Annotated in this window: 12 protein-coding genes; 3 read left to right on the top strand and 9 right to left on the bottom strand. The window is 70.2% G+C overall.

Features of this window, described 5'->3' with window-relative positions; all coding sequences use genetic code 11:
* Positions 1–2: 2 nt before the first annotated feature.
* From DTB53_RS26885 to DTB53_RS26875, 3 genes are read left to right on the top strand one after another with little or no spacing between them, the layout of a single operon-like run.
* Positions 3–959 carry a DUF6895 family protein gene (locus DTB53_RS26885; protein WP_012378573.1) on the top strand — a complete coding sequence of 319 codons (957 nt, stop codon included), beginning with the start codon at positions 3–5 and terminating at the stop codon, positions 957–959.
* Positions 944–2,389: an MFS transporter gene (locus DTB53_RS26880; protein ID WP_042495846.1), complete on the top strand. Its 1,446-nt coding sequence runs from the start codon at positions 944–946 to the stop codon at positions 2,387–2,389. Before DTB53_RS26885 ends, DTB53_RS26880 begins: the two co-directional genes overlap by 16 nt.
* Entirely contained in the window at positions 2,386–4,524 is a 2,139-nt protein-coding gene (locus tag DTB53_RS26875) for a prolyl oligopeptidase family serine peptidase (RefSeq protein ID WP_012378575.1), read from the top strand. Before DTB53_RS26880 ends, DTB53_RS26875 begins: the two co-directional genes overlap by 4 nt.
* Positions 4,525–4,540: 16 nt before the next feature.
* Here DTB53_RS26875 and DTB53_RS26870 read toward each other — a convergent pair whose 3' ends face one another.
* The 9 genes from DTB53_RS26870 to ngcE all read right to left on the bottom strand — a co-directional run bounded on the left by DTB53_RS26870 (position 4,541) and on the right by ngcE (position 16,693).
* Positions 4,541–6,007 carry an amino acid permease gene (locus DTB53_RS26870; protein ID WP_003965542.1) on the bottom strand — a complete coding sequence of 489 codons (1,467 nt, stop codon included), beginning with the start codon at positions 6,005–6,007 and terminating at the stop codon, positions 4,541–4,543.
* A gap of 189 nt (positions 6,008–6,196) precedes the next feature.
* A complete protein-coding gene (dxs, locus tag DTB53_RS26865; RefSeq protein WP_012378576.1) occupies positions 6,197–8,110 on the bottom strand; it encodes a 1-deoxy-D-xylulose-5-phosphate synthase in 1,914 nt (637 codons plus the stop codon).
* 164 nt (positions 8,111–8,274) lie between these two features.
* Entirely contained in the window at positions 8,275–9,609 is a 1,335-nt protein-coding gene (locus DTB53_RS26860; protein ID WP_012378577.1) for a sugar ABC transporter permease, read from the bottom strand.
* Positions 9,606–10,394, bottom strand: coding sequence for an ATP-binding cassette domain-containing protein (locus DTB53_RS26855; RefSeq protein WP_003965545.1), 789 nt, complete (start codon positions 10,392–10,394; stop codon positions 9,606–9,608). Before DTB53_RS26855 ends, DTB53_RS26860 begins: the two co-directional genes overlap by 4 nt.
* Positions 10,395–10,694: 300 nt before the next feature.
* The gene (locus tag DTB53_RS26850) at positions 10,695–11,807 is read right to left on the bottom strand and encodes a sugar ABC transporter substrate-binding protein (protein ID WP_003965546.1); all 1,113 of its coding nucleotides are present in this window, start codon (positions 11,805–11,807) and stop codon (positions 10,695–10,697) included.
* Between the two features lie 120 nt (positions 11,808–11,927).
* Positions 11,928–13,127, bottom strand: coding sequence for an ROK family transcriptional regulator (locus DTB53_RS26845; protein WP_003965547.1), 1,200 nt, complete (start codon positions 13,125–13,127; stop codon positions 11,928–11,930).
* Positions 13,128–13,339: 212 nt separating this feature from the next.
* A complete protein-coding gene (locus tag DTB53_RS26840; protein ID WP_012378578.1) occupies positions 13,340–14,278 on the bottom strand; it encodes a carbohydrate ABC transporter permease in 939 nt (312 codons plus the stop codon).
* A complete protein-coding gene (locus DTB53_RS26835) occupies positions 14,278–15,198 on the bottom strand; it encodes a carbohydrate ABC transporter permease (protein WP_012378579.1) in 921 nt (306 codons plus the stop codon). Before DTB53_RS26835 ends, DTB53_RS26840 begins: the two co-directional genes overlap by 1 nt.
* Positions 15,199–15,247: 49 nt before the next feature.
* Positions 15,248–16,693 carry an N-acetylglucosamine/diacetylchitobiose ABC transporter substrate-binding protein gene (gene ngcE, locus DTB53_RS26830; RefSeq protein WP_042495849.1) on the bottom strand — a complete coding sequence of 482 codons (1,446 nt, stop codon included), beginning with the start codon at positions 16,691–16,693 and terminating at the stop codon, positions 15,248–15,250.
* Positions 16,694–17,085: the final 392 nt, after the last annotated feature.

Genomic DNA, 17,085 nt, shown 5'->3' with positions numbered 1-17,085 from the left:
CCATGACGTCATCTCTCGACCAGCTCTCCGCCGGCACGCTCGACTGGTTGGGAGCGAACCTGGACCACTTCGACCCGTACACGGCCGACGCGGGGACGGCGACGCACCGGCACGCGAAGGCCGTACTGGAACTGGCGCTGCTGTGCCACTGCTCGAACCGCCCCGGGGGCCCCCGCGACGAGCGGCTCGACGGGGCGACCGCCCTGCTGCGCAAGCTCTGGCAGCGCCCGGAGTTCCCCCGGACCTTCGACACCCACCCCCCTTCCGCCTCCACCTACCGACTGGCCTTCGCCGCGCTGGCTCCCGACGGGATCGACGACACGGTGCGCCGGGCCACGCTCGCGCGGCTCGCTCCCGACTTCCTCTCACCGGCCGGCAGACCGCCGCTCAAGCGCATGGAGATCCGCTTCTACGCGGACAAGGCGGGGGTGGACCACACCGTCGAGCCGTACGCCGAGCTCCTCGGGCAGAGCCCGCTCGTCACCCTGACCGGCGCGGCGGAGGACGGGGTTCCGGGGGCCGTCGCCACCGGGGACGCACCACCGCTCACCGACTCCGAGGGATACTCCCTCACCCACGCCGCGTTCTTCCTCGGCGACTACGGGCGGACCCCGACCGGTCTGTACGGGGAGGCCCTGGCGGACGCGCGGGAGCTGGCCCGGCGGATGCTGGACCACTGCGTCGGACAGGACCGGTGGGACCTCGCCGCCGAACTCGTCATCACGCAGTTCATCCTGGGGCTGGAGCCGCTGCGCACCCCCTCGGGGGCCGCGGCCGTGGAGTGCCTGGTGCGGGCCCAGCGGTCCGACGGGGCGATCCCCGGGCGGTCCGCCGCGCTCATGGCGTCCTCGTCGGCCCCGGCCGGGGAGTTCTTCCGGAAGGCGTACCACACGACGCTGGTGACCGCGCTGATGGCGCTGGTCCTCTCCTCGGGGAGGCCGTCATGGCACCGCGGCTGACCCTCATCAGCCCCGACTTCACGCGGCTCTGGTTCGGCCAGGCGGTCTCGTCCGTCGGGGACATGGTCTTCAGCACCACCCTGATGCTCTGGGTGGCCACCGTGCTGGCGAAGGACGAGAGCTGGGCCCCCGCCGCGGTCAGCGGTGTCCTGGTGGCGGGCGGCACCGCCGTCCTCGTCGTCGGGCCGATCGCGGGCGTCTTCGTCGACCGCTGGGACAAACGCCGCACGATGCTCGGCACCGAAGTGCTGCGCGGCGGACTGGTGGCCCTGCTGGCGGTCGTCTCCTTCCTGCCGGCCGACGCGCTGCCGGCCGGGGTGTGGCTCACCCTCGTCTACGGCACCGTGCTGCTCCTGCACGCGGCCGCCCGGTTCTTCGCACCGGCCCGCTTCACGATCATCGCGGACCTGGTGACCGGGGACGCCGACCGCGCCCGGGCGGCCGGCATCACCCAGGCGACCAGTCAGACGGCCCTGATCGTGGGGCCACCGCTCGCCGCACCGCTGTTCTTCACCCTGGGCGTGCAGTGGGCCATGCTCTTCAACGCGCTCTCCTACCTGGTGTCGTACGTCGCCATCGCCTCGGTCCGGGTGGCCCCCGCCGAGAAGGCTCCGGCGGGTGCGAGCGGCCCGGGGAAGGCGCCCGGCCCGCGGACCGGCGTGGTACGGGAGTTCGTGGCGGGCCTCCGCTTCTTCGGGCGCAGCAGGTTCCTGGTCGCGCTGCTGGTCTTCGCCGTGATCGGCCAGTTCGGGGTCGGCGCGCTCAACACGCTCAACATCTTCTTCACGACCGAGAACCTGGGCATGTCGGCCAAGCTGTTCGGCTACGTCGGCATGGCCATCGGGGTGGGCGGCATCGTCGGCGCGCTGTGCGCCGGCCGGGTGGTCCAGTGGATCGGGGCGCGGCGGACGACGTGGGTCAGCCTGCTGGTGAGCGGCGCCCTGCTGGTCGCCTACTCCCGGCAGACCGGGTTCGTCGCCGGTATCGCCCTGCTCATCCTGTTCACCATTCCGCTCACCGTGCTGAACACCGCGATGGCCCCGCTGCTGCTCTCGGCGGCGTCCGCCGAGTACCGCGGGCGGGTGGTCGCCGTGTTCCAGCCGATGACGCAGCTGGCGGCGATGGTCGCGGCGGCGCTGTCCGGCTGGCTCGCCGGCACCGTGCTGCGGGACTTCGACGGCTCGGTGGCGGGCGTCCGGTTCGGCCCCATCGACACGATCATCGCCGTGGCCGGGCTCTGCATCCTGCTGTCCGGGCTCTACGCCCGCGGCGCCCTGCCCGACACGGAGACCGCCGAGGACGGCGGACCCGACGGCTCACCGGCCGGGGAGGGAACGGCCGGTGAGCCCGCCGGACCCGCCGAGGAGGCGGCCCCGCGGGCCGCCGCCGTCCCCAGCCCCGCCCCACCACGACGAGGGAGCACCCAGTGACCTCCGCCGCCCGACCGGCACCGCACGCCTACCCCCGCACGGCACGGCAGGACGTCGTGGACGAGCTGCACGGGGTGCCCGTCCCCGACCCGTACCGCTGGCTGGAGGACGCGCGGACGGACGCGGTGATCCGCTGGGATGCCGAGCAGGAGGCCCTCTACGCGGCGGAGCGGGCCGCCTGGCCGGGGCGGGAGCGGTGGGAGGCGGAGGTGGCGGCGCTCACCGCCGTCGACCGCGCGACCCCGCCCAGGGTGCGCGGCGGCCGGGTCTTCTGGCTGCGCCAGGACGCGGGTCAGGAGCAGCCCGTGCTCATGGTGGCGGAGCCCGGGGCGGAATCCGGCCGGGTGCTGCTGGACCCCCAGGTCCTCGATCCGTCGGGGCGTACCGTCCTCGACGCCTGGCAGCCGTCCCTGGAGGGCGAGCTGTTGGCCCTGCAGACCTCCCGGGACGGCACCGAGGACTCGCGGCTCCAGGTGATCGACGTGGCGACCGGGAAGGTCGTCGACGGGCCGGTGGACCGGGTGCGGAAGTCGTCGGTCGCCTGGCTGCCGGGCGGCGGGGCGTTCTACTACGTCCGGCGGCTGGACCCGCGGCTGAACCCCGGCGAGGAGCAGTACCACCGCCGGGTCTGGCTGCACCGCGTCGGGACCGCGCCCGGTGCCGACGCCCTGGTCTTCGGCGAGGGCCGGGACCGGACCCAGTTCTACAGCGTGTCCGGGTCCGCCGACGGCCGCTGGCTCGGGATCCGGGCCACGCTCGGCACCGGTCGCCGCACCGACCTCTACCTGGCCGACCTGACCGCGGGACCGCTGGAGAGGCCGCTGCTGGTGCCGGTCCAGGAGAACACCCCGGCCGCCACCCGTCTGCACGTGGCCCCCGGCACCGGTCCGCGGGACCCGGTGTGGCTGCGCACCGACCACGGGGCCGCTCGCGGCCACGTCGTGGCCTGCCCGCCGGACGCGCTCCACCGGGGGCCGGAGGCGTGGCGGGAGGTGGTCGAGGGACGCCCCGACGCGGTCCTCACCGACTTCGCCGTGGTCACGGGGCCCGAGCTGGACCACCCGCTCGGCCTGGCCGCCTGGACCCGGCACACGGTGGCCGAGGTGACCGTGCACGACCTGACGGACGGGACGCGGGTGGGCTCGGTGCCGCTGCCGGGCAGCGGCACCGTGGGCGGCTTCGCGGCCGGGCCCGCCGGCAGCCACGAGGCCTGGTTCACCTACACCGACTTCGCGACCCCGACACGGGTCCTGCGCTTCGACGGGCGGACGCGCCGCGTGACGGGCTGGGAGCACGGCGCCCGGAGCGCGCCCGAGGCCGAGGGGGCCGTCACCCGGCAGGTCGCCTTCCCCTCCCGGGACGGGACGACGGTGCGGATGTTCGTGATCTCCCCCACCGGGCGTCCGGACGTGCCGCGCCCGGCCCTGCTCACCGGGTACGGCGGCTTCGGCCAGATCATGTCGCCCCGGTACCGGCCCCAGATCCTCGCCTGGGTCCGGGCGGGCGGCGTCTTCGCCTGGGCGGGGCTGCGCGGCGGCGGCGAGGAGGGCGAGGAGTGGCACCTCGCCGGCAGCGGGGCCAACAAGCAGAACACGTTCGACGACTTCGCCGCCGCCTCCGACCACCTGCTGGCGGCCGGCTGGGCCGAGGAGGGCCGGATCGCGGTCATGGGCTCCTCCAACGGCGGGCTGCTCGTCGGCGCGGCCCTGACCCAGGAGCCGGAGAAGTACGCCGCCGCGGTGTGCCGGGTCCCGCTGCTGGACATGGTCCGCTTCGAGTCGTCGGGGCTGGGGCCCAGCTGGGTGCCCGAGTACGGCAGTGTGCGCGACCCCGCGCAGGCCCGGACGCTGCTGGGCTACTCCCCGTACCACCGCGTCACGCCCGGCGTCGGCTACCCGGCGGTGCTGCTCGCCGCATCGGACGGCGACACCAGGACCGATCCGCTGCACGCGCGCAAGATGTGCGCCGCGTTGCAGCACGCCACGTCCGGGTCCGGGCCGGTCCTGCTCCGCCTGGAACGCGGCGTCGGGCACGGCGCGCGTGCCGTCTCGCGCGTGGTGGCGCTGGAGGCCGATTGCCTCGCGTTCCTGGCGGGGCGGGTGGGGCTGCCGGCGCCGGGCGGGGTCGCTCCGTGAGGCCCCGGCCCGGGCTTCAGCGGCCCTCCTTGGCCATGCGGCTGTGGGAGCGCCCGTACACGAAGTAGATGACCACCCCGAGGACCATCCAGGCGCCGAAGCGGACCCAGGTCTCCACCGGCAGGTTGAGCATCAGCCAGACCGAGGCGGCCACCGAGACGATCGGGAGCACCGGCACCCACGGGGCACGGAACGCGCGGGGCAGGTCGGGCCGGGTGCGGCGCAGGACCAGGACGCCGAGGGCGACGATGACGAACGCGAAGAGGGTGCCGATGTTCACCAGGGTGGCCAGCTCCTCGATGCTGGTGAACCCGGCGATGATCGCGATCAGCACGCCGAGCAGGATCGTCGGGCGGTAGGGCGTGCGGAAGCGCGGGTGCGTCTTGGAGAAGAAGCGCGGGAGGAGGCCGTCGCGGCTCATCGCGAAGAAGACGCGGGTCTGGCCGAGGAGCAGGATCATGCAGACCGTGGTGAGGCCGACCGCCGCGCCGAAGCTGATCAGCCCCGCGTAGAAGGGATGCCCGGTGGCCTTGAAGGCGTCGGCGAGCGGGGCGCTGACGGAGAGCTCGCTGTAGTGCTGCATGCCGGTGACCACGATCGAGACCGCGACGTAGAGCACCGTGCAGATGAGGAGCGAGCCGAGGATGCCGCGCGGCATGTCGCGCTGGGGCAGTTTGGTCTCCTCGGCGGCGGTGGCCACCACGTCGAATCCGATGAAGGCGAAGAAGACGATGGAGGCGGCGGTGAAGATGCCCATCACGCCGAAGTTCGTGGGCTCGTAGCCGAACAGCAGCTGTACGAGCGGCGCGTCCCAGCCCGAGCCGGCGGGCTGCTTCTCGGCCGGCGGGATGAAGGGCTTGTAGTTCTCGGCCTTGATGAAGAACAGGCCCGCGATGATCACCATGAGGACCACCGCGACCTTGATCGCCACCACGACCGAGGTGACCCGGGCGGAGAGCTTCATGCCGACGACCAGGATGGCGGTCAGGATCAGTACCAGGGCGAAGGCCAGGATGTCGAAGCCGAATCCTTCCGCCACGTCCGTGCCCGAGAGCACTTCGGGCATCGTCCAGTCGACGTTGTCCATGAGAGAGCGGACGTAGCCGGACCAGCCGACCGCGACGACGGCGGTGCCCAAAGCGAACTCCAGCACCAGGTCCCAGCCGATGATCCAGGCCACCAGTTCGCCCAGCGCGGCGTAGGCGAAGGTGTAGGCGGAGCCGGCCACCGGGACGGTGGAGGCGAACTCGGCGTAGCAGAGGGCGGCGAGCGCGCACACGACGCCGGCCACGGCGAACGCGATGGCGGTGGCGGGGCCGGCCGTCTCCTTGGCGACCTGTCCGGTGAGGACGAAGATACCGGTGCCGATGATGACGCCGACGCCGAAGACGGTGAGGTCCAGGGCGGAGAGGGACTTCCTGAGCGCGTGTTCCGGCTCCTCGGTGTCGCGGATCGACTGTTCGATGGATTTGGTGCGGAACATGCCGTTTCCGCGGGGTGGTGTGACCTGCGCGCTCACCTGCGTTACCTCCACGCATTCGTTGTGAACGCCATGATGGGGACCGTGCCGCGGGTGAACGCGCCATCCGGCCCGTTTCATGCGAATGGGCCGGGAGAACCACCCGTACAGGGGCGGTTCTCCCGGCCCATCGGCCGAACGGAGGTGGGTGCGTCAGTCGCGGGCGGGCTCCACGGCGCGGCTCTCGAAGCGGCCGTCGAGCTTGGCGACCAGGCCGGTGACCTGCCGGGCGATGTCCGGTGCGGTCAGTCCGATCTCGGCCATGACCTCGCCGCGCGAGGCGTGGTCGAGGAAGACCGGCGGGATGCCGAAGTCGCGCAGGGGTACGTCGACCCCGGCGTCGCGCAGGGACTGGGCGACGGCGGAGCCGACGCCTCCGGCCCGGCTGTTGTCCTCGACCGTGACGACGACGCGGTGGCGTTCGGCGAGCGGGGCGAGCGCCTCGTCGACGGGCTTGACCCAGCGGGGGTCGACGACGGTGCTGGAGATGCCCTGGGCGTCGAGCAGGTCGGCGATCTCCAGGCACATCGGGGCGAGCGCGCCGACGGAGACGATCAGGACGTCCGGGCGGGCGGCCGTCGGCCGGCGCAGGATGTCCATGCCGCCGGCCCGGCCGACCGCCTTGACCGCGGGGCCGACCGCGCCCTTGGAGAAGCGGACCACGGTGGGCGCGTCGTCGACGGCGACGGCCTCGCGCAGCTGGGCGCGGACCTGGTCGGCGTCGCGCGGGGCGGCGATCCGGAGCGTGGGCACGCACTGGAGGATCGACATGTCCCACATGCCGTTGTGCGAGGCGCCGTCCGTGCCGGTGATGCCGGCCCGGTCCAGGACGAACGTCACACCGCACTTGTGCAGGGCGACGTCCATCAGGACCTGGTCGAAGGCGCGGTTGAGGAAGGTGGCGTAGACCGCGAAGACCGGGTGGAGTCCGCCGGTGGCGAGGCCGGCGGCGGAGGCCGCGCCGTGCTGCTCGGCGATGCCGACGTCGTAGATCCGGTCCGGGAAGGCGGCCTCGAACTTGCCGAGGCCGACGGGCTGGAGCATGGCCGCGGTGATCGCGACGATGTCCTCGCGCTCCTCGCCGAGCTTGACCATCTCCTCGCCGAAGACGGAGGTCCAGTCGAGGCCGGAGGTGGAGATCGGCAGGCCGGTGTCCGGGTGGATCTTGCCGACCGCGTGGAAGCGGTCCGCCTCGTCCTCCAGGGCCGGGGTGTAGCCGCGGCCCTTCTCGGTGAGGCAGTGCACGATGACCGGGCCGCGGAAGCGCTTGGCGCGCTGGAGGGCCGATTCCAGGGCCTCGATGTCGTGGCCGTCGATCGGGCCGACGTACTTCAGGCCGAGGTCCTCGAACATGCCCTGCGGGGCGATGAAGTCCTTGAGGCCCTTCTTGGCGCCGTGCAGGGTCTCGTACAGCGGGCGGCCGACGACGGGCGTGCGCTCCAGGATGTCCTTGCCGCGGGCCAGGAACCGCTCGTAACCGTCGGTCGTACGGAGCGTGGCGAGGTGGTTGGCCAGGCCGCCGATGGTCGGGGCGTAGGAGCGCTCGTTGTCGTTGACGACGATGACGAGGGGGCGGTCCTTGGCGGCGGCGATGTTGTTCAGCGCCTCCCAGGCCATACCGCCGGTGAGGGCGCCGTCGCCGATGACCGCGACGACGTGGTCGTCCTTCCTCAGGACCTCGTTCGCCTTGGCCATGCCGTCGGCCCAGCCGAGGACGCCGGAGGCGTGGCTGTTCTCGATGACGTCGTGGTCGGACTCGGCACGGGAGGGGTAGCCGGAGAGGCCGCCCTTGCTCTTGAGCCGGGAGAAGTCCTGGCGGCCGGTGAGCAGCTTGTGGACGTAACTCTGGTGGCCGGTGTCCCAGAGCACCTTGTCCCGGGGCGACTCGAAGACCCGGTGCAGGGCGATGGTGAGCTCGACGACGCCCAGGTTGGGTCCGAGGTGGCCGCCGGTCTTGGACACCGCGTCCACCAGGAAGGTGCGGATCTCCTGGGCGAGCTGGTCCAGCTCACCGAGGCTGAGCCGGTCCAGGTCGCGCGGTCCCTTGATGCGGGTCAGCAGATCCACCCGTGCCTCCTTGCGTTTGAGCTGATCGAGCGTGCCGATCCGATGAGTCTAATGTTCCGCTACCGGACGTGAGCAGCGGGCGGGCCCGTTCGTAGCGATACCCGGACACGCACAGGTGCCCGGCAGCCCCTGTGGGGACGCCGGGCACCTGCGCGAACGTGCGGTCAGGCGCGACCCGCGGTCTTCTGGGTCTTACGGGTGACGGAGTCGATGACGACCGTGGCGAGAAGCACGGCGCCCGTGACCATGTACTGGATCGGGGTGGCGATGCCCTCCAGCGACAGGCCGTACTGGATCGAGACGATCACCATGACGCCGAGCAGGGCGTTCCAGGTGCGGCCGCGGCCGCCGAAGAGGCTGGTGCCGCCGATGACGGCCGCCGCGATGACGTTCATCAGGAGGTCGCCGGTGCCGGAGCCCTGGTTGGCCGCCGCGATCTTGGAGGCCCAGAACAGGCCGCCGATCGCCGCGAAGGTCCCCGCGATGGAGAAGACGGAGATCCTGATCGCGGTGACGTTGATACCGGCCCGCCGGGAGGCCTCGACGCTGCCGCCGAGCGCGAAGATCTTCCGCCCGTAGGCCGTGCGGCGGAGCACGAAGTCCGTGCCGACCAGGACGATCAGGAAGAGGACCAGGGCCAGCGGCAGGCCGCGGTACTGGTTGAACATGTACGCGGCGGCGAAGGCGAACACCGCGAGGACCGCGGTGCGCACGGCGATGTCGGCGATCGGCCGGGACGGGATGCCCGCGGCCTCCCGGCGGCGGGTGTCGAGGAAGGCGGCGGCGAAGTAGCCGACGACCGCGACGGCGGCGAGCCCGTAGGCGGCGGCGACGTCGGTGAAGTAGTACGTGGTCAGCTTGCCGACCACCCCCTCGCCGTCCAGGTTGATCGTGCCGGAGTCGCCGAGCAGCTGGAGCATGAAGCCGAGCCAGAACAGCAGGCCCGCCAGGGTGACGGCGAAGGCCGGGGCCCCGATCCGGGCGAAGAAGAAGCCGTGGATCGCGCCCATCACCGCGCCGCTGACGATGGCGACGACGATCGCCAGCCACTCGTTCATGCCCTGGGTGACGCTGAGGACCGCGACCAGGGCGCCGGAGACACCGGAGACGGAGCCGACCGAGAGGTCGATCTCGCCGAGCAGCAGGACGAAGATGATGCCCACGGCCATCATGCCCGTGGCGACCATGGTGACCGCGATGTCGCTGATGTTCTTCGCGGAGAGGAACTCGGAGTTCAGGCTCTGGAAGACGATGGCGATGATCGCGAGTCCGATGATCACCGGGATCGAGCCCAGGTCACCGCCGCTGATCTTGCGCTTGAACTCGGTGAGGTAGCCGGCGAAGCCCTGCTCGCGGATGAGCAGCCGGGGGTCGACGACCGTGGCGGCGCCGTCGGCGGCGTCCGGATTGCCGACCGGGGGCGCGTCCACCGGGTCGCTGCCCTTGTCCCAGGAGCTGCTGCTCTTGTCCGCCGTGTTGGTGGTCTCGTCGGTGGTCACGGGGAAACCTCCGCGTTGCGCGCCGCACGTCGGGTCACGGCGTTGTCCGTGGCCCCGGTGATGGCGGAGATGATCTCTTCCTGGGAGGTGGTCTTCACATCGAAGACACCGTTGTTCCGGCCCAGCCGGAGCACAGCGACCTTGTCGGCCACGGCCTTCACGTCGGCCATGTTGTGGCTGATGAGGATGACCGCGTGGCCACGCTCGCGCAGCCGCTCGACGAGGTCGAGGACCTGGGCGGTCTGCTCGACGCCGAGGGCCGCGGTCGGCTCGTCCAGGATGACGAGGCGGGGCTCGCCCAGCATCGACCGGGCGATGGCCACCGTCTGGCGCTGGCCGCCGGAGAGCGAGGCGATCGGGATGCGGACGCTCGGAATGCGGATGGAGAGCGTGGACAGCAGCTCGCGGGAGCGGCGCTCCATCTCGACCTCGTCCAGGACGCCGAACCTGCGCAGCTCCCGGCCGAGGTAGAGGTTGCCGACGACATCGATGTTGTCGCACAGCGCGAGGTCTTGGTAGACGGTCGCGACGCCGAGGTTCTGGGCGTCGTGCGGCTTGTCGATCCGCACGGCCCTGCCCTCCCACTCGATGACGCCGTCATCGATGGGGTGCACTCCGGCGATCGTCTTGACCAGCGTTGATTTACCGGCGCCGTTGTCGCCCACCAGGGCGACCACCTCACCGGCGTGGACCTCAAGCTCTACATCGGTGAGTACCTGGACGGCACCGAAGCGCTTGGAGACCCCTCGCAACGCCAACACGGGCGTAGCGGACACATGAACCATCTCCTTCGCCGCCTGACCGGCGGGGATGCCGCGCCCGGGGGAAGGCGCGGCGGTGTCGAGCAGAAGGGATACGAGGAATGCGGGGAAGCGTTCCGTCCGGCGCCCCGCCCGGTAGCGGGACGGTTGATGTGCGGGACGCCGGACAGGCTTCGTTGCGCGGGCGGGCCGGGGGCCGACGCTCGCGCGGGCGGTGGGGCCGCCCGGCCCTCGCGCGGGCGCGGCGGGCCGGGTGGCGGTGGAGCGGGCGGGACCCGGCGGCTCGGGGGCGTGCCGGGTTCCCGGGGCCGGGGCCCCTGGGGACTACTTCAGACCGATCTTGTCGCAGGAGGCCTTGTACTTGGCCGAGCAGATCTCGTCCAGCGTCCAGATGCCGTCCTTGATGACGGTGTCCTTGATGTTGTCCTTGGTCAGCGAGACGACCGGGACGAGGACCGTCGGGATGCCCTTCGTGGTGGCGCTGTCGACCTTGGAGGTGGCGATGGAGTCGAGCTTCTCGCCCTTGGCGAGGGCGACGGCCATCTCCGCGGCGACGATGCCCTCGGCCGGGTAGGACTTGTAGACGCTCATGAACTGCTCACCGGTGACGATGCGCTGCACGCCCGCCAGTTCGGCGTCCTGGCCGGTGACCGGCGGCAGCGGCGAGATGCCGGCGCCCTTGAGGGCGGTGATGATGCCGCCCGCCATGCCGTCGTTGGCGGAGTAGACGCCGTCGATCTTGTCCTTGCCGAGCGCGGTGATCGCCGCTTCCATGTTGGCGTTGGCGTTCTCCGGCTTCCACTCCTTGGTGTCGTACTCCTTGCCGTACTTCACCTTGCCGTCGAGGACCGACTTGGCGCCCTTCTTGAAGAGGGCGGCGTTCGGGTCGGTGATCGCACCGTTCATCATCACGATCGTGCCGCCGTCGGCCTTGTCGCCCAGGGCCTCCAGCAGGGCGGTGCCCTGGGCCCGGCCGACCTCTTCGTTGTCGAAGGAGGTGTAGGCGTCGATGGGGCCCTCGGCGAGACGGTCGAAGGCGACGACGGGGATGCCGGCGTCCTTGGCCTTCTTGATGCTGTTGGCGATCGCCTTGGAGTCCACGGCGCCCACGATGAGCGCGTCGACCTTGTTGGTGATCATGGTGTCGACGTGCTGGGCCTGCGCGTTCGCATCCTGCTTGGCGTTGGCGTAGGTGACCTTCCCCTTGCCGCCGGTCAACTCGCTGATCTTCTTCTCGATGATCGGCCGGTCGAACTTCTCGTAACGGGCCGTCTGGTTCTCGGGGAGGAGCAGACCTATCTTCAGGTCGTCGCCCTTCTTCTCCGAACCTCCTTCGGCCTTGTCGCCGGACTCCTTGGCACTCCCGCAGGCGGCCAGCGACATCGCCATCGTGGTGGCGGCAACGGCAACGGCGGCACGACGCATACGCGTGTTCATTCTCGAACCTCCCTGACGAGGCCGCGACGTTGCGGCCGAGGTGGCTGGAAGTCAACTCGGCCCCAGCGTCAGCGTCAAGGAGTAAATCCTTAACGAGATGACAACGGTGCCATCCGTTATCTAAGTGAAGGCAGGAGTGGCCGTGGGGAGGGTGCTCTCCAAAAGGGTCGAATCCCCCATCTCGCTGAGCACCAGGGCGAGTGCGCCCAGCACCTCGGCCCGCCCGCCGAGCGCGCCGGGCAGCACCGAGAGCTGCCGCGCGGCGCTGGGGATCGCGTAACGCGACACGGAGTCCCGTATGGGCCCCAGGACCAGCTCCCCGGCCTCCGCCAGCGAGCCGCCGAGCACGACCCGGCTCGGGTTGAGCAGATTGCACAGGTTGGCCACGCCGCTGCCTATGTGGCGGCCCACGTCACCGATCACCCGGCGGCAGCCCGGATCGCCCTCCCGGGCCAGCTGGACCACCCGCTCCATGGTGAGCCCGGGGCCGTGGCTGGGCTGGAGCAGCGGCAGGACGTAGCGGGCGGCCGTGAAGGTCTCCAGGCAGCCGCGGTTGCCGCAGCGGCACACCGGGCCCGACTCGTCGAGCGTGATGTGCCCGATCTCGCCGGCCGTGCCGCCGGGGCCCCGGTAGATGGTCCCGTCGATCACCAGGCCGGCGCCGACACCGCTGGCCACCTTGATGTAGGCGAGGTCCTTGACGCCCCGCCCGCTCCCCCAGACCAGCTCGCCGAGCGCCCCGAGGTTGGCGTCGTTGTCGACGTACACGGGCACGCCGAGGCGGCCGGAGAGCTCCTCGCTGGGATTGATGCCGGTCCAGCCCGGCAGGATCGAGGTGGAGCCCAGGGTGCCGGACTCGACGTCGATGGGGCCCGGTACGCCGAGTCCGATGCCGATCACCTTGTCCGGGCCGATGCCGGTGGCCTCGATCAACCGCTTGACCAGCACTTCCGCGCGGTCGAAGCCCTCGGCGGACGAGGCGTCGACGTCCAGCGGCTCGGACTCCTCGGCAAGCACCTGGTGGGCGAGGTTGCCGACGGCGACGCGCAGGTGCGTATGGCCGAAGTCGACGCCGATGACGATGCCGGCGTCGCCGCTGAGCGAGACGCTGCGGGCCCGCCGGCCGCCCGCCGAGGTGGGAGTGACCTCGACCGTTCCGCCGTCCTTCAGCTCCCGGACGATATTGGAGACGGTGGCCGCGGAGAGGCCCGTGCTCCGGGCGATCTCCGCCTGGGTGAGCGATCCCGCCATCCGTACGGCGCGGACGACCCGCTCCAGATTGGCCCTGTGCAGCGATGTCTGCGACCCGGGAGTCTCCATCGACTCATCCACTCCTGCCCTTGGCGGGCGGTCCTGAAGACCGCCCCGGCCGGGGCCGCAGCGATGAGACCCCGGCTTCCTCCAACATGTGAACTCTAAGCTCACCGTTCGGGGGTGCCTCCCGTCAAGACCTGAGCACGTGCACACCACAACGGCCCAGTGCCCCGGCGGAGGGATTCCGCCGGGGCACCGGGCCGTACGCGCGTCGCGGGCTACTTCAGGGCGCCCGCCGTCAGGCCGGAGACGACCTGGCGCTGGAAGATGATGTACGCCGCCAGCACCGGCAGCATCGCGATCACCAGCCCGGCGAAGAGGCCGGAGTAGTCGCCCTTGTAGCCCTGGCTGGAGGCCAGCTCCACCAGGCCCTGGGCCAGCACCCGCTTGTCCGGGTCGGTGTTCAGCACGGTGGGCAGCATGTACTGGTTCCACTGCCCCAGGAAGTTGAAGATGCCGACGCTGATCAGGCCGGGCCTGGCCATCGGCAGCATGACCTGGAAGAACGTACGGGTGTGCGAGGCCCCGTCGATGATCGACGCCTCCGCCACCGAGGTCGGCAGCGTCCGGAAGAACGAGGTCAGGAAGAACACGGTGAACGGCAGCGAGTAGGCGATGTACACCAGGATCAGGCCGTGGATCGTGTTCAGCAGCCCCATGTTGTCCATGACGTAGAACAACGGGACCAGCGCCAGCATGACCGGGAAGCTCATGCCGCCGACGAACAAGAAGTAAATGAACCGGTTGCCCGGGAACTCGAAGCGCGCGAGCACGTAGGCGGCCATGGACCCGAGGACCAGGGTGCCCGTGAGCGACCCGCCCACCACCAGGATGGTGTTGAGGAAGTACTCGCTCATGTGGGCCTGGCTCCAGGCCCGGCCCCAGCTGTCGAAGTTCAGTGAACCGGGCAGCGACCACGGGGTGTTGAAGATGTCCGCGTCGGTCTTGAACGAGGACATCACCGCCCAGAACAGCGGCAGGACGACCATGATCGCCCACAGGATCAGCACCCCGTGCGAGAAGACGTTGAGGACCTGGCCCTCACTCTTCTTCGCGGGGGCGGAGGCGCCCTTGCCCACCGGCCCGGTGCGCTGGGCCGGGACGGTCGCCGCGTGGGCGTCGGAGGGCCCGGGGGGAGGGGTGTCAGTGGTCTTCATCAGAACTCCAGCCGCTCGCGCCGGCCCACCCGCATGACGATGGCGGCGAACGCCAGCGTCACGATGAGCAGGGCGACACCGATCGTGGTCGCGTAGCCCGCCTGTCCGTCACGGAACGCCGACTGGTACACGTACAGCGGCAGGACGGTGGTCGAGTAGTCGGGCCCACCGGGACCGACGCTCATGATGTGGACGATCGCGAAGCCCTCGGCGCCGAGCGCCAGGATGCCCATGTAGACCCAGCCGGACTGGACCGTGTCCCACAGCAGGGGCAGCGTGATCCGGAAGAAGGTCGTGAAGCGGCTCGCCCCGTCCAGCAGGGCGGCTTCGTAGAAGTCCTTGGGGATGGAGGCCATGCCCGCGGAGAACAGCACCACGAAGAAGCCGGTGGTGCACCAGACGAGGACCGCCATCACGACCCACAGGGCCAGTTGCGGATCCCCGAGCCAGGTCGGCACGTCGTCGAAGCCCACGGCCTTGAGCGTGCCGTTGATCATGCCCTGGGCCGGGTCGAAGGCGAACTGGAACAGGATGGCCACGATCGCGATCGAGAGCACCTGCGGGAAGAAGTAGGCGATCTTGTAGAAGCCGGAGCCGCGTACGCCGGCGATGGCGGCGCCCTTGCGGCGCCGCCCGCCCACGTTGAGCATGAAGGCGAAGAAGAGCGCGAGCCCGAGCGTCACCAGCGGCAGCAGAATGGCCAGCATCACGCTGTGCTGCAGCGATTTCCAGAAGATGTCGTCGTCGAGCATCTTGGTGTAGTTGTCGAACCCGACCATCTTGAAGTCGGGACTCAGCCCCGTCCAGTCCGTGAACGAGTAGTAGATGGACTGGATGAAGGGCCAGATGACGAAGATGACGTACAACGCCATCGGGACCACCAAGAACCCGACTATGAACCGGTATTTACCGTGTTGCATCGTTACCGACTCCGACCTTCCCGTGCTGCCCGCCGCTGGTGACGCGTGGTCACTGGTGCTTGAAGTGCTTGATGGACTGGTCCTTGGCGGTCGCGTCGGCGAAGGCCTGGATCTTCTTGATGGTCTCGGCCGGCTTGGCGCGGCCCGCCATCATCTCGCCGAGCGCGGCGACGCCGATCTGCTCCTTCTGGAGCTTCACGTACCAGTCCTGCAGGCGCGGGTTGACCACGTTGGTGCCGGCCTTCTCCAGCGCGGCGACACCGGACTTGAGACCGTCGGAGAGCTCGATGCCGTCCGTGCCGCCGTTGAAGGCGGAGAGCGACTTGGTGCTCGACGTGAAGGACTTCGAGGAGTCCTCGCTGAGCATGATGCGCAGCTGCTCCATGCCGCCCTCGGGGTTCTTCGCCTTGCTCGGGACGATGAACGGCTCGCCGCCGGACGCCCAGAGGGTGCCGAAGGGCAGCTTGTCCGAGGAGTCGAGGCTGGAGGGAGCGCCCACGGACAGCTTGAAGTCCTTGGGGATGATCGCCGCTTCCTCGTTCTCGACCCAGGAGCCGTTCGGGATGAACAGCGCCTTGCCGCGGGCCCACGCGCCCTGGGAGCCGCGGTGGTCCAGACCCGGGGTGCCCTCCAGGATGTAGTCCTTGGCGACGAGCTCGTAGTACGCGTCGAAGGCCGCCTTGACCGCCGGGTGCTCCCAGGCCTTCGGCTCCAGGTTGTCGATCGCGTCGAGGACCTCGACGCCGCCGATCTTGCCGATGAAGGGGTACAGCGAGAAGGGGAGGTAGTAGGGGTGCTTGCCGGGGTAGGTCCAGCCGGCGATGCCCTTCTTCTTCGCCTTCGCGCAGAGCGCGAGCATGTCGTCCCAGGTCTCCGGGTACGTGGCGTCGAGCTTCTCCAGCGCGGTCTGCGAGTACCAGACACCGTAGACCGTGTACGCGTAGTACATGATCCAGACCGGGTCGCCGTCGAACTGGCCCATCTCGATGATGCCGGGCCGCAGGGTGTCGCGGACCTTCTTGGCGGGGTCGTCGATGGAGGGGGCGTCGAGCAGCGGGGTCAGGTCGGTGAGCTGCTTCTTGCCGACCAGGACGCCCATGTCCATCTGCTGCGCACCGGAGTTGTCGATCAGGTCCGGCGGGGTACCACCGTTGAACCGCGGCTGAAGAACCGACTGGATCTTCTGCGTCGCGGAGAACTTGACCTTCGCCTCGGGATAGGTCTTCTCGTAGACGGCCTTGGCGTCCTCGGCGTACTTGGTGCCGAAGCCGCCGTCGAAGATCACGATGTCCAGCGGTGCGCTGCCGTTGACGGCCAGCGGGTTCTTCTCGGTCTTTTCGCCCTTTTCGACCTTGTCGTCGCTGCTGCTGTCGCCGCTCGCGCAGGCGGACAGGAAGCTCATCGTCGGAACAGCGATCAGGCCGAGTGCGGCAGAACGCTTGATCAGATCGCGACGGCCAAGGCCCTCATTGTTGTGGGCGGAGGTGGATCCCATGCTCAAGTCCTCGCCTTCTCCAGGACTCAGGCGGTGTGCCGGTCACCCGTCGAAACTCGCCTCAGGCGAAGGGCCCCGCCACCGCGGTCAATTGCGCTTGGGTCATGCGGATATGCAGATGTACCGGACGGGCCGGTGCAGTGGGGATGCCGGAAGACCGTACAGCGAGGACACCCCTGGCGTCCTCGCGACCGTCACTGATTCCCCCGCGCGCACGTCCGCGTGAAGCGGCCGTGCAGGTGCCGACAGGTATAGTCCACTCGTCGCCAACTGAGCAAGATCGAATGCAGGTTTGGGCGGCAGTCTTTCCCGAGTTGAGACCTCACGGACACCTCGGCACCCCGCGCCCTCCCCCCGCGGCGACTATTTCCGCATTCCGGCCGATTCGCCGA

Source organism: Streptomyces griseus (assembly GCF_900460065.1).
In the GTDB taxonomy this organism is placed as follows: domain Bacteria; phylum Actinomycetota; class Actinomycetes; order Streptomycetales; family Streptomycetaceae; genus Streptomyces; species Streptomyces griseus.
The sequence above is the reverse complement of the archived record's forward strand: the minus strand, read 5'-3'. Positions and strand labels throughout refer to the sequence as shown.

Coding starts and splice junctions, on each gene's coding strand:
- DTB53_RS26840 (WP_012378578.1), bottom strand. CDS start 14,278: ATGAAGACCACTGACACCCCTCCCCCCGGGCCCTCCGACGCCCACGCG.
- DTB53_RS26835 (WP_012378579.1), bottom strand. CDS start 15,198: ATGCAACACGGTAAATACCGGTTCATAGTCGGGTTCTTGGTGGTCCCG.
- DTB53_RS26845 (WP_003965547.1), bottom strand. CDS start 13,127: ATGGAGACTCCCGGGTCGCAGACATCGCTGCACAGGGCCAATCTGGAG.
- DTB53_RS26870 (WP_003965542.1), bottom strand. CDS start 6,007: ATGTTCCGCACCAAATCCATCGAACAGTCGATCCGCGACACCGAGGAG.
- DTB53_RS26885 (WP_012378573.1), top strand. CDS start 3: ATGACGTCATCTCTCGACCAGCTCTCCGCCGGCACGCTCGACTGGTTG.
- DTB53_RS26880 (WP_042495846.1), top strand. CDS start 944: ATGGCACCGCGGCTGACCCTCATCAGCCCCGACTTCACGCGGCTCTGG.
- DTB53_RS26850 (WP_003965546.1), bottom strand. CDS start 11,807: ATGAACACGCGTATGCGTCGTGCCGCCGTTGCCGTTGCCGCCACCACG.
- ngcE (WP_042495849.1), bottom strand. CDS start 16,693: ATGGGATCCACCTCCGCCCACAACAATGAGGGCCTTGGCCGTCGCGAT.
- DTB53_RS26855 (WP_003965545.1), bottom strand. CDS start 10,394: ATGGTTCATGTGTCCGCTACGCCCGTGTTGGCGTTGCGAGGGGTCTCC.